A 21,736-nucleotide genomic window follows, 5' to 3' on the forward strand; every position below is an offset into this window, starting at 1 on the left:
CCCGGCGGCAGGGTGGCCTGCACCGCGGTACTCACCGCACCTTGAAGTTGAAGTGAACGGCATGAGCACAGCGTATTTCCCCTTCTCCGCCATCGTCGGCCAGGACGAGATGAAGCTCGCCATCCTCTGCGCCGCGGTCGACGCGCGCATCGGCGGCGTCCTGGTCTTCGGCGACCGCGGCACCGGCAAGAGCACCGCGGTGCGCGCGCTGGCCGCGCTGCTGCCCAAGATGAAGGCCGTGGTGGGCTGCCGCTACGGCTGCGACCCGGCCGACAAGGCCGCCACCTGCGAGCAGTGCAGCGCGCTGAAGGCCGGCGGCAAACCCAAGACGCACCTGATCCCGGTGCCGGTGGTCGACCTGCCGCTGGGCGCCACCGAAGACCGCGTGGTCGGTGCGCTCGATCTGGAGAAGGCCCTCACCGCCGGCGTCAAGGCCTTCGAGCCCGGGCTGCTGGCGCGCGCGCATCGCGGCTTTCTCTACATCGACGAAGTCAACCTGCTCGAAGACCACCTGGTCGACCTGCTGATCGACGTGGCCGCCTCGGGCGAGAACGTGGTGGAGCGTGAAGGCCTGAGCGTGCGCCACCCCGCGCGCTTCGTGCTGGTGGGCAGCGGCAACCCCGAAGAAGGCGAGTTGCGCCCGCAGCTGCTCGACCGCTTCGGCCTGGCCGTGGAGGTGCGCACCCCGCAGGACATCGCCTCGCGCGTGGAGGTGGTGCGCCGGCGTGATGATTTCGAACGCGGCGCCGAAGGCTTCATCGCGCGCTGGCAGAAGGAAGACGACAAGGTGCGTGCGCGCATCGTCGCCGCCCGCAAGCGCCTGCCCGATGTCCAGGTGCCCGACAGCGCGCTGGAACGTGCCGCGCAGCTGTGCATGGCGCTGGGCACCGACGGCCTGCGCGGCGAACTCACCGTCATCCGCGCCGCACGCGCGCTGGCCGCGCTGGACGGCGCCGAGGCCGTGGGCGACAGCCAGATCCGCCGCATGGCCCAGCCCGCGCTGCGCCACCGCCTGCGCCGCGACCCGCTGGACGACACCGATGCCAGCGTGCGTGTCGAGCGCGTCTGCGCCGAGGTGTTCGGCGCTTGAACATGGCGGCCGCGCCGGCAGGGCCAGGCAGCACGGCGGTACCCCCCGGTGAAGCCGCCTGGCTCAACGCGGCCGATGCGCTGGCGCTCTTCGCGGTGGACCCGCACGGCCTCGGCGGCCTGCACCTGCGCGCCGGCGCCGGCGGCGTGCGCGACCGCTGGCTCGCCGACTTGAAGGCCCTGCTACCGGCTGACGAACCGCTGCGCCGCCTGCCCGGGCACATCGCCGACGAGCGCCTGCTCGGTGGCCTGGACCTGCCCGCCACGCTGGCCCATGGCAAGCCCGTGGCGCAACGCGGCCTGCTGGCCGAAGCCCACGGCGGCGTGGTGCTGGTGCCCATGGCCGAGCGCCTCAGCAGCGGCCACGCCGCGCGCCTGGCCGCCGTGCTCGACAGCGCCGAGATCGGCTTCGAACGCGACGGCCTCAGCCAGCGCTGGCCGGCGCGCCTGGGCGTGGTGGCGATGGACGAAGGCGGCCCCGACGACGCCGCCCTGCCCCCCGCGCTGCGCGACCGCCTGGCGCTGCACGCCGACCTGTGCGGCTGCGGCCTGCGTGACATCGCCCCGCTGGCCACCAGCGCGGCCCAAGTGCGCGACGCACGCGCACTGCTGCCGCGCGTGCAGGTGCCTGATCGCGTGCTGCAGGCCCTGTGCGGCACCGCGCTGCAACTGGGCGTGAGTCCCCTTCGCGCCAGCCAGCACGCGCTGCGCGCCACGCGTGCCGCCGCGGCGCTGGCCGGCCACGAAACCGCCACCGAAGACGACGCGATGCAGGCCGCCCGCCTGGTGCTGGCCCCGCTGGCCACGCGCTTGCCGCCGGCGCCCGAAGACGAGGCCGAGCCCGAAGCCCCGCCAGAGCCTCCCGAGAACGCCGCGCCCGAAGAGCCGCCCGAGCCGCCGCCCGAAGCCACCACCGACGCGCAGCCCGAACCCCAGGCGCTGGAAGACCGCATCGTCGAGGCCGCCGTGGCCAGCCTGCCCGCCGGCCTGCTGGCCGCGCTGCAGGGCCAGTTCGCGGCCAGCCAGGCCGGGCGCATCGGCAAGCTCAGCGCCTCGCCGCGTGGCGGCCGCCCCGTCGGCACGCGTGCCGGCACGCCGCGCGGTGGCGCCCGGCTGAACCTGGTGGAGACCTTGCGTGCCGCCGCGCCTTGGCAGGCCTTGCGCCGCCGCGCCGCTGCGGCCCAGGGCCGCCACCAACCCATCCACGTGCACGCCGACGACCTGCGCATCAGCCGACTGCAGCAACGCGCGGCCACCGCCACGCTGTTCGTGCTCGACGCCTCGGGCTCCTCGGCCCTGCACCGCCTGGGCGAAGCCAAGGGCGCCATCCAGCTGCTGCTGGCCGATTGCTACGTGCGGCGCGACGAGGTGGGCGTCATCGCCTTTCGCGGCCGCAAGGCCGAGTTGCTGCTGCCGCCCACACGCTCGCTGGTGCGCGCCAAGCGCTGCCTGGCCGCGCTGCCCGGCGGTGGCGGCACCCCGCTGGCGCTGGGGCTGGAGGCCGCGCTGCGCCTGGCATCCGTGGTGCAGCGCAGCGGCGCCACGCCCGTGGTGGTGCTGCTGACGGATGGCCGGGCCAACGTCACGCGCAGCGGCGAAAACGGCCGCGCCCAGGCCGAGACCGATGCGCTGCAGATGGCGCGTCAGTTCCGCACCGCGCGGCTGACTGCGCTGGTGGTGGACACCTCGCCGCAGCCGGCCGTGGCCGCGCAGCGCCTGGCCGCCGAGATGGGCGGCAGCTACCGCGCGCTGCCGCATGCCGGTGCGGCAGCGCTTTCGGCCGCGGTGCAGGCGCTGCCGCGCCCGCGCGCGGGCTGACGCCTGCACCTGCCCGCGGCGACACCATGCCCGGCGCGTTGCTCTGGGGCGATGACGGTGCGCACTGGCCGCACCGCACGCACAGCCAGTTCCTGCAGGTCAGCGGGCAACACTGGCACGTGCAGTCTTGGCCGCCGCCGCGGCCGGGGGCCCCCACCTGGCTGCTGCTGCACGGCACCGGCGCCTCCACCCACTCGTGGCGCGGCCTGGCGCCGCTGCTGGCCCCGCACGTGGGCCTGGTGGCGCCCGATCTGCCTGGCCATGGCTTCAGCGGGCCGGCGCCCATCGGCCGGGCCGGCATGGAAGGCATGGCCCAGGCCGTGCGCATGCTGTTGCGCGAACTGGGCCAGGCGCCGGCGGCCACCGTGGGCCACTCCGCAGGCGCCGCCATCGCCGTGCGCTGGCGACTGCGCGAAGACGCGGGCAGCAGCCCCGCGCCAGCCCACACCCTGTTCGGACTGAATGCCGCACTGCTGCCGCTGCAGGGCCTGGCCGGCACGCTGTTCTCGCCCGCGGCCAAGCTGCTGGCGCTGAACCCGCTGGCGCCGCACTTCTTCAGCTGGCACGCCACCCAGGGCCGCATGCTGGCACGCCTGCTGGGGAGCACCGGCTCGACCCTGGACGCCGAAGGCGCGGCGCTGTACCGGCGCCTGATCGAGAGCCCGGCCCATGTGGCTGGCGCGCTGGCCATGATGGCGCAGTGGGACCTGCCAGCTCTGGCACGCGACCTGCCCGCCCTGCGCACGATGCTGCACATGGTGGTGGGGGAAGCCGACGGCACCATCCCGCCCGGCGACGCTGCGCGGGTGCAGCGCCTGCAACCCTCGGCCCAGGTGCACCGCCTGCCGGGCCTGGGCCACCTCGCGCACGAAGAGGCGCCGGCCCGGCTTGCGGCGCTGCTGCTGCGTCTGGGCGGCTTGCAGGCGCCCGGTGCTGCATCCCCCCACCCCGCACCAGGCGGCCCTTGAGTGTCAACCCGGTCGATCAGGGTCAATAGGGGCCAGGATGCACGGCTCTTCGTGACTTCAGGGCCTGAAGCCTTCCGCTACGCTCACGAACCGCTACAGTGGTCAGGCACATCGCCGGGGCTGCGCGTCAAGAGATCCTGACCCAGCCCCCGTGCCGTGCACGCCCGACATGCCCGATCAAAGCCCTGACGCACCACAAAGCCGCCAGCCCGCCATGGCGCAGGGTGAGCGGCGGCTGTCGCTTTCGCCCGGCGAGCCGCCCGCCTTGAGCGACGCCGTACCGCCCGGGCCCGCGGAAGTCATCGCCTTCGTGCCGGCCGACATGAACGCGGTCTCGAGCGTGCCGGCCGACCCCGAACGCGCCGTGGCCTACCAACGCCACTGCGCCGCCATCGTCGAATCGTCGGACGACGCGATCATCAGCAAGTCGCTGGACGGCATCGTCGAGAGCTGGAACCCGGCCGCCGAACGTCTGTTCGGCTACAGCGCGGCCGAGATGATCGGCCAGCCGATGACCTGCATCTTTCCGCCCGAGCGCCTGGCCGAAGAGGCCTACATCCTGGAGCACCTGCGCCAGGGTGAACGCGTGCTGCACTTCGAGACCGTGCGGCGCAGCAAGTCGGGCCGCCAGATCAACGTCTCGGTGAGCATCTCGCCCATCTTCGACGACAGCGGCCGCATCGTCGGCGCCTCGAAGATCGCGCGCGACATCACCGAGCGCTTCCGCAACCAGCATGTGATGTGGCTGCAGTCGAACTACGACAGCCTCACCGGCATGCCCAAGCGGGCACTTTTCGAGGAACGCCTGGACCAGCTCATTGCCGAGGCGCCGGCCCAAGGCGCACGCCTGGCGGTGCTGTACATCGACCTCGATCACTTCAAGCAGGTCAACGACGGCCTGGGCCGCATCGCAGGCGACCAGGTGATTGCCGCGGCCGCGGGCCGCATCCGTGACGGTCTGCGCGACACCGACAGCGTGGCGCGCCTGGGCGGCGACGAGTTCGTCGTGCTGCTGTCGCCGACGGCGAGCGGAGACGAGATCGAACGCGTGGCCAAGCACGTGATGGAGCAGCTGCGCGAGCCCATCCAGATCGAGACGGAGACGGTCTACATCTCGTGCAGCATCGGCTGCTCGATGTACCCGCAGCACGGGGCCGACGCCGAGGAACTGGTACGGCACGCCGACCTGGCCATGTTCGACGCCAAGACCGCGGGCCGCAACCGCCTGCGTTTCTTTGCGCAGCCGCTGGAGGTGTCGGCCCAAGAGCAACTGAAGCTGGGCGCCGCCCTGCGCACGGCGGTGGCCCAGCACGAGCTGAAGCTGGTCTACCAGCCGGTGGTGTGCCTGCGCACGGGCCAGGTGCACAAGTGCGAAGCCCTCATCCGCTGGCACCACCCCGAGCGCGGCCTGGTGAGCCCGGCGCAGTTCATCCCGCTGGCCGAGAGCACGGGCGCCATCCGCGACATCGGCGACTGGGTCTTCCACGAAGTCACCCGCCAGCTGCAACTCTGGCAGGCGCGCTTCGGCCCCGACTTCCAGGTCAGCCTGAACGTCTCGCCCCTGCAGTTGGCGCCTGGCGCGCAAGACGTTGGCGACTGGGTGCGCGCGCTGCGCACCGCCGGCGTGGCCGGCAAGAGCATGGTGGTGGAGATCACCGAGAGCCTGATGGTGCAGCCCGAGGCCGGCATCGCCGCGCGCCTGCACGCGCTGCGCGAGGCCGGCGTGCAACTGGCCATCGACGACTTCGGTACCGGCTACTCGAACCTCAACAACCTCAGCCAGATGGACCTGAGCTTCCTGAAGGTGGACCAGAGCTTCACGCGCCGCCTGGGACAGCCCGGGCGCGACCACGCGCTGGTGGAAGCCATCGTCGGCATGGCACGTTCGCTGGGCCTGCAAGTCATCGCCGAAGGCGTGGAGACGAAGGAACAAGAGGCCGTGCTGCGCGAGCTGGGCTGCGACTACGGCCAGGGCTACCTCTACGCCCGCCCCATGCCCGCGCCCGAACTGGAGCGATACATCGCGCGGCAGCGCGCCGCGCGTCCAGACCTGGCTTAGGCGTGCCCGCGCGCGCCGGGCCGCAGGAAAAGCTGCTGCACGGTGCTGCTCATCTGGGCCCGGTGCTCGGCATCGGCTGCGCGCAGCTCGGCCAGGGGGCCGTGCAGCAGCTTCGCGGTGAGGCCGCGGGTCAGCGTCTCCAGCACGGCGTCGACATCCGCCCCGCGCGCCAGTTGCTGGCGCGCGCGCCGCAGCTCGGCGCTGCGCCAGTCTTCGGCCTGCTGCTGCACGGCGCGGATCAGCGGCACGCTGGCGCGCTGGCCGATCCAGTGCTCGAAGCCCCGCACCCCCTGCTCGACGATCTCTTCGGCCCGGGCCACCGCGGCATGGCGCTTCTCGCCGGCGGTCTGCACCAGGGCCGAGAGGTCGTCCACCGTGTAGAGGTAGACATCGTTCAGGCGTGAGACCTCGGGTTCGATGTCGCGCGGCACCGCGAGATCGACCATGAACATCGGGCGCTGGCGGCGCTTCTTCAGCGCGCGCTCCACCGCGCCCAGCCCGATCAGCGGCAGCGTGCTGGCGGTGCACGACACCACGACGTCGAACTCGTGCAGGCGATCGGGCAGGTCGGCCAGGCGCATGGCGGTGGCGCCGAAGCGCGCGGCCACGCTCTCGCCGCGCTCCTGCGTGCGGTTGGCCACGGCCATGGCCAGGGGCTTCTGGCTGGCGAAGTGCGCCGCCACGAGCTCGATCATCTCGCCCGCACCCACCAGCAGCACGCGCACCTGGCGCAGGTCTTCGAAGAGCTGGCCAGCCAGGCGCACGGTGGCAGCGGACATGCTCACGCTGTGCGCGCCGATCTCGGTGGCGGTGCGCACTTCCTTGGCAACACTGAAGCTGCGCTGGAAGAGCTGGTGCAGCGTGCTGCCCAGCGTGCCGGCCAGGCCGGCCTCCCGCACGGCCTGCTTGATCTGGCCCAGGATCTGCGGCTCGCCCAGCACCATGCTGTCCAGGCCCGAAGCCACGCGGAAGGCGTGGCGCGCCGCAGCGCTGTCTTCCACCACGTAGGCGTGTTCGGCCAGTTGCGCGCCGCTGGTGCCACCCTGCAGCGCCAGCCATTCCAGCGCGGGCTGGGCCAGGGCGGCCGCGGCGTGCGCGTCGTTGGCGGCCACGTAGAGCTCGGTGCGGTTGCAGGTGGACAGCAGCGTGGCCTCGGGCGCCACCGCGGCGCCACGGGCCAGGTGCTCGCGCAGGCCGCGCAGCGCGTGGGGCAGCTGCGGGGCCGGAAAGGCGAAGCGCGCGCGCAGGTCCAACGGCGCGCTCTGGTGGTTCAGCCCGAGGGCCAGCACGCTCACCGAAGGCCCCCTGCGTGTGGGGCACGCGCGTGCTGGGCGGGGTGGGCAAGGTCTCGTTGACGACGCTGGTGCATGTCCCTATGCTAGGTCTGTCTCGCCTAGTTGACAACTTAGGGTGACAACTTAGCTTGACGCAGGGCGCCGGGAGCGCCCTTCAACGGCCCGCACCCAGGAAGGACGCGCATGGACACCCTCACCCGCATCGAACAGGCGCTGCAGAACGCCCTGGCCCTGGCCGAAGGCACCGGCGGCCCACCCAAACTGGCTGCTGCCCTGCGCCACGCGGTGTTTCCCGGCGGCGCGCGCATACGGCCGCAGCTGTGCCTGGCCGTGGCCAAGGCCTGCGGCGACCCCGATCCCGAACTGGCCGACGGCGCCGCCGTCGCCATCGAACTGCTGCACTGCGCATCGCTCGTGCACGACGACCTGCCTTGCTTCGACGACGCCACCACGCGCCGCGGCCGCCCCACGGTGCACACCGCCTACGGCGAGCGCATCGCGGTGCTGGCGGGCGACGGGCTCATCGTGCTGGCCTTCCAGGCCCTGGCCCATGCGGGCCGCCACAGCCCGGCCCGGCTGCCGGGGCTGCTGTCCATCGTGGCGCAGCGTGTGGGCGCGCCCACCGGCATCGTGGCGGGGCAGGCCTGGGAGTGCGAGCCCTATGTCGGCCTGGCCGCCTACCACCGGGCCAAGACCGGTTCGCTGTTCTCGGCCTGCACCGAAGCCGGCGCCCTGGCCGCGGGCGCCAACCCCGAGCGCTGGCAGTCCTTCGGTCTTTTCCTCGGCGAGGCCTACCAGGTGGCCGATGACATCCGCGACGTCGCGCTGGCCACCGAGATGCTCGGCAAACCCGCCGGGCAGGACATCGCGCTGTGCCGCCCGAGCTGCGCCACCGAGATGGGCCTGGCGGGCGCCATCGCCCACTTCGACGCGCTGCTGGCCCGCGCCGTCGGGGCCATTCCGCCGTGCAAAGGCGCGCCCGCGCTGCGCGCGCTGGTGCGTGCCGAGTCCGAGCGCCTCGTGCCCGAGGCCACCGTGCGCGCGCCGGCCTTGGCCGCCTGAATCCGAACAGACACACGCCTTCATGCTGCAAGCCCAACTGCCCCACCCCAGCCCGGCGCCCAAGCCCAGCACCTGGCGCGAACGCTGGCAAGCCTGGCGCGACGGCGTGCTGACCAGCCCCGACTTCCAGCGCCGCGCCGCGCGCAGCTGGTGGATGCGGCCCATCGCCCGGCAACGCGCGCGCGGGCTCTTCGACCTGGTGGCCGGTTTCGTCTATTCGCAGGTGCTGCTGGCCTGCGTGCGGCTGAAGGTCTTCGACCACCTGGCCGCCGGCCCGCTGAGCGCGGCCGAGCTGCAGCGCGTGCTCGACCTGCCCGCCGAAGGCACCGAGCGCCTGCTGGCCGCCGCGGTGGCGCTGGAACTGCTGGAGCGGCGCGAGAGCGGCGGCACGCTGCGCTACGGCCTGGGCAAGCTGGGCGCGCCCATGGTGGCCAACGAGGCCGTGGCCGCGATGGTGGAGCACCACGCGGTGCTCTACGCCGACCTCAGCGACCCCGTGGCCTTGCTGCGTGGGGGCACGGCCCCGGCGCTCAGCCGCTACTGGGCCTATGCCAGCGCGGCGCGGCCGGGTGAACTGCCGCCGGAAGCCGTCGACGAGTACTCGGCGCTGATGAGCGCCTCGCAGCCCCTGGTGGCCGACGAGGTGCTCGACGCCTACAACGTGCACGGCCACCGCTGCCTGCTCGACGTGGGCGGCGGCCAGGGCCGTTTCCTGCTGGCCGCGGCGCGCCGCTCGCCGACGCTGCAACTGCAGCTTTTCGACCTGCCGGGCGTGGTGCCGGCGGCGCAGCGCCAGTTCGCTGCGGCCGGACTGACCAGCCGCACCCAGGTGCACGGTGGCGACTTCACACGCGACGCGCTGCCGCGCGGCGCCGACATCGCCTCGCTCATCCGCGTCATCTACGACCACCCCGACGAACGCGCCGCCACCATCCTGCGCGCCGTCTTCGAAGCCCTGCCCCCCGGGGGCACGCTGCTGCTGGCCGAGCCCATGGCCGGCGCACGCGGGGCGCCGCGCATGGGCGACGCCTACTTCAACTTCTACCTGCTGGCCATGCACGGTGGGCGTTCGCGCAGCGCCGCCGACCTGGCGCGCCTGGTGGAGGCCGCGGGTTTCGAAGCGGTGCGCGAACTGGCCACCCCCATCCCGCTGCAGGTGAGTGTGCTGGTGGCGCGCAAACCGCGTGGCTGAGGCGGGCAGTGAAAACCCGCCCGAACACGAAAAGCGTAAATCCTGCTTGACACTCCTCAACGTCAGCCTAAGATGACATTCAGACACCAGCCCCAAACCTGTGCGCGGGTGTCGCTCTTGATCTGCCCAACGTCCCTCACGCCCCTCGCCACCCACTCGCCCGCCCTGCCCGCCAACGCCCCCATGCCCTTGCGCGCTGTTCACACCCCCCTGCTGCTGCGCTTTGCCCGCCCAGGAGGCTCCGCATGAAAACCACCGCCGTCGTTCTGGAACAGCCCGAACACCTCAGGCTCAGCACCTTGCCGCTCACCGCACCCGGCGACGGCGACGTGGTGGTGGACATCGACTTCAGCGGCATCTCCACCGGCACCGAACGCCTGCTCTGGAACGGCCGCATGCCCATGTTCCCTGGCATGGGCTACCCGCTGGTGCCGGGCTATGAATCGGTGGGCCGCATCGTCGCGGCCGGTCCGCTGGCTCAGCACCGGGTGGGTGAACGTGTCTTCGTGCCCGGCGCCCGCTGTTACGGCGAGGTGCGCGGCCTCTTCGGCGGCGCGGCTTCCAAGGTGGTCGTGGGCGACGACAAGGTCATCCCCATCAGCGAGACGCTGGGCCGCGAAGCCGTGCTGCTGGCCCTGGCCGCCACGGCGTACCACACGGTGGCCTGCGGCGGCAAACACGCCCCCTGCGCCCCGCCCGACCTCATCGTCGGCCATGGCGTGCTCGGCCGCCTGCTGGCGCGCATGGTGGTGGCCGCCGGCTTCGAGGCGCCCACGGTGTGGGAACTCAACCCCGACCGGGCCCACGGCGCCGAGGGCTACACCGTCATGTCACCGGCCGACGACACGCGGCGCAACTACCGCGCCATCTACGACGTCAGCGGCGACTGCGCCATCCTCGACAAGGCCATCGCCCGCCTGACGCACGGCGGCGAGGTCGTGCTCGCGGGCTTCTACAGCGAGCCGCTGAGCTTCAACTTCGCGCCGGCCTTCATGCGCGAAGCCAGCATCCGCACCGCCGCCGAATGGCAGCGCGCCGACATGCTGGCCGTCAAGGAATTGGCCGAAAGCGGCCGGCTGTCACTCGACGGCCTGATCACGCACCACGACGAAGCGGTCCACGCCGCGAACGCCTACCGCACCGCCTTCGGCGATGCCGCGTGTTTGAAGATGGTTCTCGACTGGAGACAGATGCAATGAGCAGTAGCACGATCCCGGCCACGGCCACCATCAAGTTCATGGCGCGCGAGCAGCTGCTCGCCGAAGCGAACATCGAACCCGATCCGGTCGCCACCGGCCCGGTGACGAAAGAGACGCAGATCATCGCGATCTACGGCAAGGGCGGCATCGGCAAGAGCTTCACGCTGGCCAACCTGAGCTACATGATGGCGCAGCAGGGCAAGAAGGTGCTGCTCATCGGCTGCGACCCCAAGAGCGACACCACCAGCCTGCTCTTCGGCGGCAAGGCCTGCCCCACCATCATCGAGACCAGCAGCAAGAAGAAGCTGGCCGGCGAGGCGGTGGCCATCGGCGACGTGTGCTTCAAGCGCGACGGCGTCTACGCGATGGAACTCGGCGGGCCCGAGGTCGGCCGCGGCTGCGGCGGGCGCGGGATCATCCACGGCTTCGAGACGCTGGAGAAGCTCGGCTTCCACGACTGGGGCTTCGACTACGTGCTGCTCGATTTCCTGGGCGACGTGGTCTGCGGCGGCTTCGGCCTGCCCATTGCGCGCGACATGTGCCAGAAGGTCATCGTCGTAGCCAGCAACGACCTGCAGTCGCTCTACGTGGCCAACAACGTCTGCAGCGCGGTGGAGTACTTCCGCAAGCTCGGCGGCAACGTGGGCGTGGCGGGCATGGTGATCAACCGCGACGACGGCACCGGCGAGGCCAAGCAGTTCGCCAGCGCAGCCGGCATCCCGGTGCTGGCCACCATCCCGGCCAACGACGACATCCGCCGCAAGAGCGCCAGCTACGAAATCATCGGCCGGCCCGGCACGCAGTGGGCGCCGCTGTTCGAGGAGCTGGCCACCAACGTCGCCATCGCGCCGCCCGTGCGGCCGAAACCGCAGACGCAGGACCAGCTGCTGGGCCTGTTCAGCGCCGAGGTCACGGGCCGCGATTTCGTGATGGAACCGGCAACGGTCTTCGACATGGTCGGCAAGCACGACATCGTCAAGCCGACCCTCGAAGTCGTCTACGACGCCGCCTGAGCCAGCACCATGGGCGCCAACGACCTGCCTGTTCCCGCAGCCCTCGAGGGTGACGGCCACGGCTGTCATTCCGGCAAGGAAGCCATGCTCGACGCCGCCAAATCGGCCGGCAAGAGCGAGGTGCTCGCGCAGTACGCGAAAGACTACCCGCTGCCCGACGACGCCGGCCCGCACGAACAGCCGCAGAGCATGTGCCCGGCCTTCGGCAGCCTGCGTGTGGGTTTGCGCATGCGCCGCACGCACACCATCCTGAGCGGCAGCGCCTGCTGTGTCTACGGCCTCACCTTCACGAGCCACTTCTACGGCGCTCGCCGCAGCGTGGGCTACGTGCCCTTCAACAGCGAGAGCCTGGTGACGGGCAAGCTGTTCGAGGACATCCGCGACACCGTGCATGCCGAGGCCGACCCGGCCAAGTACGACAGCATCGTCATCATCAACCTCTGCGTGCCGACAGCCAGCGGTGTGCCGCTGCAGCTGCTGCCCAAGGCCATCAATGGCGTGCGCATCATCGGCATCGACGTGCCCGGCTTCGGCGTGCCCACGCACGCAGAAGCCAAGGACGTTCTGGCCGGTGCCATGCTGAAGTACGCCCGCACCGAAGCCGAGGCCGGCCCCGTGACGGCCCCGCGCACCGGCGTGAGCGAGAAGCCCACCGTCACGTTGCTGGGCGAGATGTTCCCGGCCGACCCCGTGATCATCGGCGCCATGCTCGAGCCGCTGGGCCTGGCCGCCGGCCCCGTGGTGCCCACGCGTGAGTGGCGCGAGCTCTACGCCGCGCTCGACTGCGCGGCCGTGGCGGCCATCCACCCCTTCTACACCGCCAGCGTGCGCGAGTTCGCCACCGCCGGCCGGCCCATTGTTGCGTCGGCGCCCGTGGGGCACGACGGCACCGAAGCCTGGCTGCAGGCCATCGGACAGGCCTGCAACGTGGGCCAGGCGCAGATCGACGCCGCGAAGAACCGCTTCCTGCCCGTCATCAAGGCCGTGCTGGCCAAGACGCCCATCCACGGCCGCATCACCGTCAGCGGTTACGAGGGCAGTGAACTGCTGGTGGCGCGCCTGCTCGTCGAGAGCGGCGCCCAGGTGCCCTACGTCGGCACCGCCTGCCCGCGCACGCCCTGGAGCGAGCCCGACCTGCAGTGGCTGCAGGCCCGCGGTGTGCACGTGCAGTACCGCGCCACGCTGGAGCAGGACATCGGCGCCGTGCGCGAGTTCAGGCCCGACCTGGCCATCGGCACCACGCCCGTGGTGCAGGCAGCCAAGCAGGCCGCCATCCCGGCGCTGTACTTCACCAACCTGATCTCGGCACGCCCGCTGATGGGCCCGGCCGGCGCCGGCAGCCTGGCGCAGGTGATCAACGCCGCCATCCAGAACAAGGCGCGCTTCAACCAGATGCGCGAGTTCTTCGATGACGTGGGCGGTGGCGACAAATCCGGCGTCTGGGAAGGCGTGCCCGTCGAGCGGCCCGAGTTCCGCGCCGAAACCAAGCGCCAGGTCATCAAGCTGATGAAGAAGCGCAAGGCCGAGGAGATGATCTGATGGCCACGCCGCAGACTCCGAAGCTGAACTACGTCATCGACCACGACCGCGCGGGCGGTTACTGGGGTGCCGTCTACGTCTTCACGGCCATCAAGGGCCTGCAGGTCATCATCGACGGCCCGGTGGGCTGCGAGAACCTGCCGGTCACCAGCGTGCTGCATTACACCGACGCGCTGCCGCCGCACGAACTGCCCATCGTCGTGACGGGCCTGGCCGAAGAACAGCTCGGCCGCGAAGGCACCGAAGGCGCGATGAAACGCGCCCACGCCGCGCTCGACCCCGACCTGCCCAGCGTGGTGGTGACGGGCAGCATCGCCGAGATGATCGGCGGCGGCGTCACGCCCGAGGGCACGACGATCCAGCGCTTCCTGCCGCGAACCATCGACGAAGACCAGTGGCAATGCGCCAACCGCGCGATGTACTGGCTGTGGACGCAGTACGGCCTGCGCAAGGTGCCGCAACGCATGCCCTTCGCCGAGCGCCCCGCCGGCGAGAAGCCGCGCGTGAACCTCATCGGCCCCTGCTACGGCACCTTCAACATGCCCAGCGACCTGGCCGAGATCCGCCGCCTGGTGCAGGGCATCGGCGCCGAAGTGAACATGGTCTTTCCGCTGGGCAGCCATCTGGCCGATGTTTCGCGCCTGGTGGGGGCGGACGTCAACATCTGCATGTACCGCGAGTACGGCCGCATGCTGTGCGAGGCGCTGGAGCGGCCCTACCTGCAGGCCCCCATCGGCCTGCACAGCACCACCGCCTTCCTGCGTGAACTGGGCAAGCTGCTGAACCTCGACCCCGAGCCCTTCATCCAGCGCGAGAAGCACACCACCATCAAGCCGGTGTGGGACCTGTGGCGCAGCGTCACGCAAGACTTCTTCGGCACCGCGAACTTCGCGGTGGTGGCCGGCGAAACCTACGCACGCGGCATCCGCCACTTCCTGGAAGACGAGCTGGGCCTGCCCTGCAATTTCGCCGTCTCGCGCACCGCGGGCAGCAAGACCGACAACGCCACCGTCCGCCGCCTCGTGCACGAGAAGACGCCCCTGGTGATGTTCGGCAGCTACAACGAACGCATGTACCTGGCCGAGACCGGCGGCGGTCACGGCCCGCGGCCGGCCTACATCCCGGCGAGCTTCCCGGGCGCCATCATCCGGCGCGCGACCGGCACGCCCTTCATGGGCTACGCAGGCGCCACCTACATCGTGCAGGAGTTCTGCAACGCGCTGTTCGATGCGTTGTTCAACATCCTGCCGCTGGGCACCGAACTCGACAAGGTCGAAGCCACGCCGGCCCGTTACCTGGGTGCCCTCCCCTGGGACGACGAGGCCAACGCGCTGCTCGACGAAGCGGTGGAAGCGCAGCCCGTGCTGGTGCGCATCTCGGCGGCCAAGCGCTGGCGCGACCAGGCCGAGGCCGAAGCGCGCCGCCACGGCGAAGAACGCGTCACGCTCGACCGCGCAGCCCAGGCCTGCACCGGTGCCGCGGCACCCCAGAAACATGGTGTGCCGGCATGAACGCCGCCCGCACGCCCCTCACACGCATCGGGTGCCCTGCACCCAGTGCCCCTGACGTTGCGGCACCCGGCCGCGACTGCCCTTGTCGCGCGGGCTTGGCGCGCGGCTGGCTGCAAAGCCAAGCCTAAGGAGATTTCTGATGGCTGAAAACAAGGGCTCGATCTCGGGCCTCTCCGACGACGAAGCGCAGGAATTCCACCGCTACTACGTCCAAGGTTTCATCGGCTTCACCGCCGTGGCCCTGGCCGCACACATGCTGGTGTGGATCTGGCGCCCGTGGCTCTGATCGACGTCTGATCAGACACACCTGACAGGAAGCGAAAACCATGGCTCAAACCAACAGTGCACTTCATTCGGCACCGACGCTGGCGAACCGCAAGGAACTCCTGCTTTTCGGACTGAGTTTTGTCGTGTTTCTGGTGATCGCCCTCACGGGCGCATTGCTGGGCCGGCCGTGGCGGACGTGGCTGCCCGGTGCAGAAGGCGTGAGTGGGTTGTTCGGGGGCGTGAAAGCCGCCGTCTACACGTTCATGTCCTACGTAATTTGAATTAGGAGCTCGGAACCATGTGGAGAATCTGGCGTTTGATCGACCCCCTTCGGGTCCTCGTGGCGCAAGCTGTCTTCTTGTTCGGCATCGCAGTGATGATTCACCTCATCCTGCTCAGCACCAACAAGTACAACTGGCTGGACGGTGCGCCGCCAGCCAAGAAGGCCGCGGCCACCGTGCCGGCGGCAACCGCCACCACGGCGGTGGCCCAACTGTCGTTGTCGAAGTAACTCTCGTCGCGTCAGCAGCAGCGGACGGGCCGGCTCCGGCCGGTTCCGTTCCGCTGCCACCAAACACTCGCCGCGTGCGCGTGCCAGCGCAGCGGTCGGAGGACTGAATATGGCCATGTTGAGTTTCGAGCGGAAGTACCGCGTGCGCGGCGGCACCCTCGTCGGGGGTGATCTCTTCGACTTCTGGGTCGGGCCGTTCTACGTCGGCTTCTTCGGTGTCACGACGCTGTTCTTCAGCTTCGTGGGCACGGCCATGATCCTCTGGGGCGCCTCGCAGGGGCCGACCTGGAATCTCTGGCAGATCAACATCGCACCGCCCGACCTGAAATACGGCCTGGGCCTGGCGCCGATGATGGAAGGCGGGCTGTGGCAGGTGATCACGGTCTGCGCCATCGGTGCCTTTGTCTCGTGGGCGCTGCGCGAGGTGGAGATCTGCCGCAAGCTCGGCATGCAGTACCACGTGCCCATCGCGTTTGCGATGGCCATCTTCGCCTACGTCACGCTGGTGGTGATCCGCCCCGTGCTGCTGGGCGCCTGGGGGCACGGCTTCCCCTACGGCATCTTCAGCCACCTCGACTGGGTGTCCAACGTGGGCTACCAGTACCTGCACTTCCACTACAACCCGGCGCACATGCTGGCCATCACGTTCTTCTTCACGTGCTGCCTGGCCCTGTCGATGCACGGCGGCCTGATCCTCTCGGCCAGCAACCCGAAGAAGGGCCAGGTGGTGAAGACCACCGACCACGAGGACACCTTTTTCCGCGACGCCATCGGCTACTCGATCGGCTCGCTGGGCATCCACCGCCTGGGCCTGTTCCTGGCGATGGCAGCGGTCTTCTTCAGTGCCGTGTGCATCGTCATCAGCGGGCCCTTCTGGACCCGCGGCTGGCCCGAGTGGTGGGGCTGGTGGCTGAACATGCCGATCTGGTCGCAATGGCCTCTGAAGTGAAGCAGGAGCGAACATGATCCACGTCGAATACCAAAACCTCTTCACCACGGTCCGCGCCGCGGGCCCGCTGCACAACGGCGTGCCGCACGTCGAAGGCACCAGCATCGCCCGCGACGGCTCGCCGATCTCGGTGCCCATCCTGGGCAAGCTCGGCATGGCCCAGATGGGACGCATCTACCTCGGCCGCCTGGGCATCGCGTCGATCTTCTTCGGCACGCTGGCCTTCGTGATCATCGGCTTCAACATGCTGGCCTCGGTGAACTGGAACCCGGTGGAGTTCATCCGCCAGCTGTTCTGGTTGTCGCTGGACCCGCCAGCGCCCGAGTACGGCCTGCGCCTGCCGCCGCTGAACCAGGGCGGCTGGTGGCTCATGGCCGGCGGCTTCCTCACCACCAGCATCCTGCTGTGGTGGACGCGCATGTACACCCGGGCCCGCGCCCTCGGCCTGGGCACGCACATCGCGTGGGCCTTTGCCGCGGCGATCTGGCTCTTCCTGGTGCTGGGCTTCATCCGCCCGGTGCTGATGGGCAGCTGGTCCGAGGCGGTGCCCTTCGGCATCTTCAGCCACCTCGACTGGACGGCCGCCTTCAGCATCCGCTACGGCAACCTGTTCTACAACCCCTTCCACGCGCTGAGCATCGCCTTCCTCTACGGCAGTGCGCTGCTCTTCGCGATGCACGGCGGCACCATCCTCGCCGTCAGCCGCTTCGGCGGTGAACGCGAGCTGGAGCAGATCGTCGACCGCGGCAGTGCCAGCGAACGCGCTGCGCTCTTCTGGCGCTGGACCATGGGCTGGAACGCGACGATGGAGTCCATCCACCGCTGGGCCTGGTGGTTCGCGGTGCTGTGCCCGCTGACCGGCGGCATCGGCATCCTGCTCACCGGCACCGTGGTCGACAACTGGTACCTCTGGGCCGTGCAGCACGGTGTTGCGCCGCCCTACCCGCCCGTGTTCGGCAACATGGTCGACCCGGCCACCCTGCAAGGAGCCAAGCCATGAACCTGCTGACACGCCCGAGCGTGCTGATCACCAGCCTGGCCGCGGCCGCGCTGCTGGCCGGTTGCGAACGCCCGCCCATCGACTCCAAGCAGATCGGCTATCGCGGCACCGCGATGGAGCAGAACATCAACCCGCGCACCGAGGCCAAGAAGGTGGCGGCCAACGTGGCACCGCCGCAGCTCGACGCCGGCAGCCCCGAAGGCCCCAAGGCCAAGGACGTGCTGCAGAACGTGCAGGTGCTGGGCGACCTGAGCCTGGCGCAGTTCACGGCGCAGATGGCGGCCATCACGGCCTGGGTGGCCCCCGAGCAGGGCTGCAACTACTGCCATGTGCCGGGCAACTTCGCCGACGACTCGGTCTACACCAAGATCGTGGCGCGCAAGATGATCCAGATGACGCAGAACGTGAACGCGAACTGGAAACAGCACGTCGCGAACACCGGTGTCACCTGCTACACCTGCCACCGCGGCAACAACGTGCCCGCGCAGACCTGGTTCCAGCCCAAGGCGCAGGACAAGCGAGCCGATTTCATCGGCAACCGCAACGGCCAGAACCTCGGTTCTCCGACGGTAGGCCTGTCTTCGCTGCCCGCCGATCCGGTGACGATGTACCTCACCGATGTGAAGCAGATCCGCGTGGGCGGCACCACGGCACTGCCCACCGGCAACGATGTGAGCATCCAGGCCACCGAAGGCACCTACGCGCTGATGTTCCACTTCTCGGGCTCGCTGGGTGTGAACTGCACGCATTGCCACAACAGCCGCAGTTTCGGCAACTGGGCCGAGAGCCCACCGCAACGCACGCAAGCCTGGCACGGCATCAACATGGTGCGCGACCTGAACGTGGGCTACACGCTGCCGCTGGGCAAGGTGCTGCCCAAGAACAAGCTCGGGCCCAACGGCGACACGCCGCTGGTGGCCTGCGCCACCTGCCACCAGGGCGTGAACAAGCCCCTGTACGGCGCCGCCATGGCCAAGAACTGGCCGGGCCTGCAGGCCCTGAGCGGCGCAGCGCCTGCGGCCGCGGCCGCGGCCAGCGCACCGCAATGAGGGTGGGCTGAAGCCACCGCAACCGGCACCACCATGCAACCGGACGCGCTCCAGGGCCCCGTGCCGACGGCGCGTTCGGCGGCAGGCACCGGCGGCAGCAGCCGAACGGGCACGCGCAGCGCCGGCAGCGTGGCGGTGCTGGTGCTGGCCGACATGGCGCCCGCTGCACGCCTGTGGGCCTGGGGCCGGCTGGTGCTGGGCGCGCGGCCGTTTCGCGGCGTGCCGGGGCTGCAGTTCATCAAGGTGATGGGCAGCGGCCAGGGCGGCGGCTTCGGCCTGAAGCCCAGCGGCACGCACCGCGGCCTGTTCCTCGGTTTCGACACCGAAGAAGCGGCCCGCCTGTTCATCGAACAAGACCCGCAACTCGCTGCCTGGCGCGCCCATGCGCGCGAATGCCTGGTGACGCTGCTGCGCGCCACCAGCAGCAAAGGCAGTTGGTCGGGCGCAGCGATGGACGTCACCGCCGACGCGCCAGACGCCGGCAAAGGTCCCATCGCCGCGCTGACACGGGCCTCCATCAAGCCGCAGCGCGCGCTGGCCTTCTGGCGCCTGTCGCCGCCGGCCGAGGCCTCGCTGGCCCGCGCCGAGGGCTGCCTGCTCGCCGCTGGCCTGGGCGAAGCGCCCGTGCTGCGCCAGTGCACCTTCAGCCTGTGGCGAAGCACCGCCGCGATGGACGCCTACGCGCGCAGCGGCGCGCACCAGCAGGCCATCCGCGCGGCCTACGGCGGCGGGCACTTCAGCGAATCGATGTTCGTGCGTTTCGTGCCGCTGCAGCTGCAGGGCTGCTGGCAGGGGCAGGCCCATGGCTGAGCGCCGCGTCGTCGTGGTCGGTGCCGGCATGGGCGGCCTCGTGGCCGCGCTGCTGCTGGCGCGCCAGGGCGTGCAGGTGACGCTGGTGGACGCGGCGGCCGGCCCCGGCGGCAAGATGCGCCAGCAGGTGGTGGATGGCAGCGCCATGGACGCCGGGCCCACCGTGTTCACGCTGCGCTGGGTGTTCGAACAGATCCTGGAACAGGCCGGCCACAGCCTGTCTGACCTGCCCGCGCTGCGAGCGCTGGACGTGCTGGCCCGCCATGCCTGGCGCGGCCACGGCGCCACGCTCGATCTGCACGCCGACCGCCGCCGCTCGGCCGAGGCCATCGGCACCTTCGCCGGCGCCGCCGAAGCGCAGCGTTTCCTCGCCTTTTGCGACGAGGCCCGCAAGGTCTACCGCACGCTGGAAGGCCCGTACATGCGCGGCGCCAAGCCCAGCGTGGCCTCGATGATCGCCAGCCTCGGCCCACGCGGCCTGGCCACGCTCACGGGTCTGGGGCCCTTCAACACGCTGTGGCGCTATCTCGGCCGGCATTTCCACGACGCGCGCCTGCGCCAGCTCTTCGGCCGCTACGCCACCTACTGCGGCGGCTCGCCCTGGCAGGCGCCGGCCACGCTGATGCTGGTGGCGCAGGTGGAGATGGACGGCGTCTGGGCCGTGGAGGGCGGCATGCATGCCGTGGCCCAGCGCTTCGCACAGCTGGCCGAGCGGCATGGCGCCACGCTGCGGTACGGCACGCCCTGCACGCGCATCTTGCTGAAAGACGGCGTGGCGCGCGGGGTGCAACTGGCCGGGGGCGAAGAGCTGCACGCCGATGCCGTGGTCTTCAACGGCGACCCCCAGGCGCTGGTGCAGGGCCTGCTGGGAGACGCCTTGCGCCAGGCCGTGCCGCCGCTGCCGCGCGCACGCCGCTCGCTCTCGGCCGTGACCTGGGCAGTGAAGACCCCCACGGCCGGCTTTGAACTCGCGCACCACAACGTCTTCTTCGAAGACGACTACCGCAGCGAGTTCCAAGACATCTTCCAACGCCGCCGCCTGCCGCAGGCGGGCACCGTCTATGTGTGCGCGCAAGACCGCGAAGGCCCACAACCCTTGCCCGCCGGCACGCCCGAGCGGCTGCTGTGCCTGATGAACGCCCCGCCCGACGGCGACCGGCGTTCCTTCGATGCCCTGGAGACAGACCCATGCGAACAACGGAGCCTGTCCCTGCTGCATCGCTGCGGCCTGCAGCTCGAGATGAACACGAGCACCCAGCGCACCACGCCGGCGGACTTCCACCGTCTCTTCCCGGCCAGTGGGGGGGCGCTGTATGGCCCGGCGACGCACGGCTGGATGGCGCTGTTCCGCCGGCCTGGCGCGAGCTGCCGGGTGCCGGGCCTGTTTCTGGCGGGGGGTGGGGTGCACCCGGGTCCGGGCGTGCCGATGGCAGCCCTGTCAGGGCAACTGGCGGCCGCGGCCTCGATGGCGCACCTCGTTTCGACCAGCCGGTGGCACCCGGTGGCTACCTCTGGTGGTACGTCGACGCGATCAGCGACGACGGTCGCCATGCGTTGAGCCTCATCGCATTTGTCGGCAGTGTCTTCTCCCCCTACTACGCCTGGGCCCTGGCCCGCAACCCGGCCACCGAGGCCGAGAACCATGTCGCCATCAACGTGGCGCTCTACGGCGCACAAGGCCGTCGCTGGACCATGACCGAGCGCAGCAAGGCCAGCCTGCGCCGCAGCGCCACCGAGCTCGCCATCGGCCCGAGCCGGCTGCACTGGGACGGGCAGTCGCTGCTCATCGAACTCGACGAGATCAGCGTGCCCCTGCCGCAGCGCGTGCGCGGCCGCGTGCGCGTGTGGCCGCGTGGGCTGGCGAACTTCGTCACCGCACTGGACGACGGCGGCCGCCACCGCTGGGGGCCGATCGCGCCCTGCGCACGCGTGGAGGTGGAGCTCGACAAACCCGGCGCAAGCTGGGCCGGCGAGGCCTACCTCGACAGCAACGAAGGCGACGAACCCATCGACCGCCCCTTCACCGAGTGGGACTGGTCGCGCGCAGGCATGAAGGACGGCAGCACCGCCGTGATCTACGACGTGCGCCAGAAGAACGGCCGCGACCGCGTGGTCTCGCGCCGCTTCATGCCCGATGGCAGCTCGGAGGCCTTTTCACCCCCACCGCGCCAGCCCCTGCCCCGCACCGCGTGGCGCATCAACCGCACCATGCGCACCGACCCCTACGAGCCCGCGCTCGTGGAGCAGACGCTGGAAGACACGCCCTTCTACGTGCGCAGCGTGCTGCAGTCGGGCCTGCTCGGCGAGCGCGTGACCTCGGTGCACGAAACCCTCAACGTACCGCGCGTGGTGGCTCGCAGCACACGCCTGATGCTGCCCTGGCGCATGCCCAGGGTGCGCTGATC

20 protein-coding genes are annotated in these 21,736 nt (G+C 70.6%); 19 read left to right on the forward strand and 1 reads right to left on the reverse strand.

The genetic code is table 11. The features are described from left to right. Positions 1 to 61: 61 nt before the first annotated feature. From bchI to EOE66_RS05640, 4 genes are all read left to right on the forward strand, one after another. Positions 62 to 1,090 (forward strand): magnesium chelatase ATPase subunit I, encoded by a 1,029-nt coding sequence (bchI, locus tag EOE66_RS05625; protein WP_128227703.1) that lies wholly within the window; start codon positions 62 to 64, stop codon positions 1,088 to 1,090. A gap of 2 nt (positions 1,091 to 1,092) precedes the next feature. After that, entirely contained in the window at positions 1,093 to 2,907 is a 1,815-nt protein-coding gene (locus EOE66_RS05630; RefSeq protein ID WP_128228262.1) for a magnesium chelatase subunit D, read from the forward strand. A 26-nt stretch (positions 2,908 to 2,933) separates the two neighbouring features. Continuing rightward, positions 2,934 to 3,875, forward strand: a complete 942-nt coding sequence (bchO, locus tag EOE66_RS05635; RefSeq protein ID WP_128227704.1) for an alpha/beta fold hydrolase BchO — start codon at positions 2,934 to 2,936, stop codon at positions 3,873 to 3,875. Between the two features lie 169 nt (positions 3,876 to 4,044). Beyond that, entirely contained in the window at positions 4,045 to 5,934 is a 1,890-nt protein-coding gene (locus EOE66_RS05640) for a putative bifunctional diguanylate cyclase/phosphodiesterase (RefSeq protein ID WP_128227705.1), read from the forward strand. Here EOE66_RS05640 and hemA read toward each other — a convergent pair. Next, a complete protein-coding gene (gene hemA, locus EOE66_RS05645; protein ID WP_128227706.1) occupies positions 5,931 to 7,229 on the reverse strand; it encodes a glutamyl-tRNA reductase in 1,299 nt (432 codons plus the stop codon). The two genes, EOE66_RS05640 and hemA, sit on opposite strands and share 4 nt — an antisense overlap. Positions 7,230 to 7,412: 183 nt before the next feature. Here hemA and EOE66_RS05650 point away from each other — a divergent pair, with 183 nt between their 5' ends. The 15 genes from EOE66_RS05650 to EOE66_RS05720 all read left to right on the forward strand — a co-directional run bounded on the left by EOE66_RS05650 (position 7,413) and on the right by EOE66_RS05720 (position 21,734). Beyond that, entirely contained in the window at positions 7,413 to 8,291 is an 879-nt protein-coding gene (locus tag EOE66_RS05650; protein ID WP_128227707.1) for a polyprenyl synthetase family protein, read from the forward strand. 22 nt (positions 8,292 to 8,313) lie between these two features. Continuing rightward, positions 8,314 to 9,483, forward strand: coding sequence for a methyltransferase (locus tag EOE66_RS05655; protein ID WP_128227708.1), 1,170 nt, complete (start codon positions 8,314 to 8,316; stop codon positions 9,481 to 9,483). A gap of 245 nt (positions 9,484 to 9,728) precedes the next feature. Beyond that, the gene (gene bchC / locus EOE66_RS05660; RefSeq protein WP_128227709.1) at positions 9,729 to 10,682 is read left to right on the forward strand and encodes a chlorophyll synthesis pathway protein BchC; all 954 of its coding nucleotides are present in this window, start codon (positions 9,729 to 9,731) and stop codon (positions 10,680 to 10,682) included. Further along, a complete protein-coding gene (locus EOE66_RS05665; RefSeq protein WP_128227710.1) occupies positions 10,679 to 11,695 on the forward strand; it encodes a chlorophyllide a reductase iron protein subunit X in 1,017 nt (338 codons plus the stop codon). Before bchC ends, EOE66_RS05665 begins: the two co-directional genes overlap by 4 nt. 9 nt (positions 11,696 to 11,704) lie before the next feature. Further along, positions 11,705 to 13,234: a chlorophyllide a reductase subunit Y gene (gene bchY, locus EOE66_RS05670; RefSeq protein WP_128227711.1), complete on the forward strand. Its 1,530-nt coding sequence runs from the start codon at positions 11,705 to 11,707 to the stop codon at positions 13,232 to 13,234. Further along, the gene (gene bchZ / locus EOE66_RS05675) at positions 13,234 to 14,745 is read left to right on the forward strand and encodes a chlorophyllide a reductase subunit Z (protein WP_128227712.1); all 1,512 of its coding nucleotides are present in this window, start codon (positions 13,234 to 13,236) and stop codon (positions 14,743 to 14,745) included. Before bchY ends, bchZ begins: the two co-directional genes overlap by 1 nt. Before the next feature lie 139 nt (positions 14,746 to 14,884). After that, positions 14,885 to 15,031: a light-harvesting antenna LH1, beta subunit gene (gene pufB, locus EOE66_RS05680; RefSeq protein WP_054138983.1), complete on the forward strand. Its 147-nt coding sequence runs from the start codon at positions 14,885 to 14,887 to the stop codon at positions 15,029 to 15,031. A gap of 40 nt (positions 15,032 to 15,071) precedes the next feature. Continuing rightward, positions 15,072 to 15,293 (forward strand): hypothetical protein, encoded by a 222-nt coding sequence (locus EOE66_RS05685; protein ID WP_082354319.1) that lies wholly within the window; start codon positions 15,072 to 15,074, stop codon positions 15,291 to 15,293. A 17-nt stretch (positions 15,294 to 15,310) separates the two neighbouring features. Then, positions 15,311 to 15,523 carry a light-harvesting antenna LH1, alpha subunit gene (gene pufA, locus EOE66_RS22285; protein ID WP_128227713.1) on the forward strand — a complete coding sequence of 71 codons (213 nt, stop codon included), beginning with the start codon at positions 15,311 to 15,313 and terminating at the stop codon, positions 15,521 to 15,523. Between the two features lie 109 nt (positions 15,524 to 15,632). Continuing rightward, positions 15,633 to 16,472 carry a photosynthetic reaction center subunit L gene (gene pufL / locus EOE66_RS05695; protein ID WP_128227714.1) on the forward strand — a complete coding sequence of 280 codons (840 nt, stop codon included), beginning with the start codon at positions 15,633 to 15,635 and terminating at the stop codon, positions 16,470 to 16,472. Between the two features lie 13 nt (positions 16,473 to 16,485). Next, positions 16,486 to 17,472 carry a photosynthetic reaction center subunit M gene (gene pufM, locus EOE66_RS05700; RefSeq protein ID WP_128227715.1) on the forward strand — a complete coding sequence of 329 codons (987 nt, stop codon included), beginning with the start codon at positions 16,486 to 16,488 and terminating at the stop codon, positions 17,470 to 17,472. Beyond that, positions 17,469 to 18,521 (forward strand): photosynthetic reaction center cytochrome PufC, encoded by a 1,053-nt coding sequence (gene pufC, locus EOE66_RS05705; protein WP_128227716.1) that lies wholly within the window; start codon positions 17,469 to 17,471, stop codon positions 18,519 to 18,521. The genes pufM and pufC overlap by 4 nt, the downstream gene beginning before the upstream one ends. A 33-nt stretch (positions 18,522 to 18,554) precedes the next feature. After that, positions 18,555 to 19,331, forward strand: coding sequence for a spheroidene monooxygenase (locus tag EOE66_RS05710; RefSeq protein ID WP_128227717.1), 777 nt, complete (start codon positions 18,555 to 18,557; stop codon positions 19,329 to 19,331). Further along, positions 19,324 to 20,889 (forward strand): 1-hydroxycarotenoid 3,4-desaturase CrtD, encoded by a 1,566-nt coding sequence (gene crtD / locus EOE66_RS05715; protein ID WP_128227718.1) that lies wholly within the window; start codon positions 19,324 to 19,326, stop codon positions 20,887 to 20,889. The genes EOE66_RS05710 and crtD overlap by 8 nt, the downstream gene beginning before the upstream one ends. Then, positions 20,886 to 21,734, forward strand: a complete 849-nt coding sequence (locus EOE66_RS05720) for a carotenoid 1,2-hydratase family protein (RefSeq protein ID WP_245478926.1) — start codon at positions 20,886 to 20,888, stop codon at positions 21,732 to 21,734. The genes crtD and EOE66_RS05720 overlap by 4 nt, the downstream gene beginning before the upstream one ends. Positions 21,735 to 21,736 lie beyond the last annotated feature (2 nt).

Source organism: Rubrivivax rivuli, assembly GCF_004016505.1.
GTDB classification, from domain to species: Bacteria; Pseudomonadota; Gammaproteobacteria; order Burkholderiales; family Burkholderiaceae_C; genus Rubrivivax; species Rubrivivax rivuli.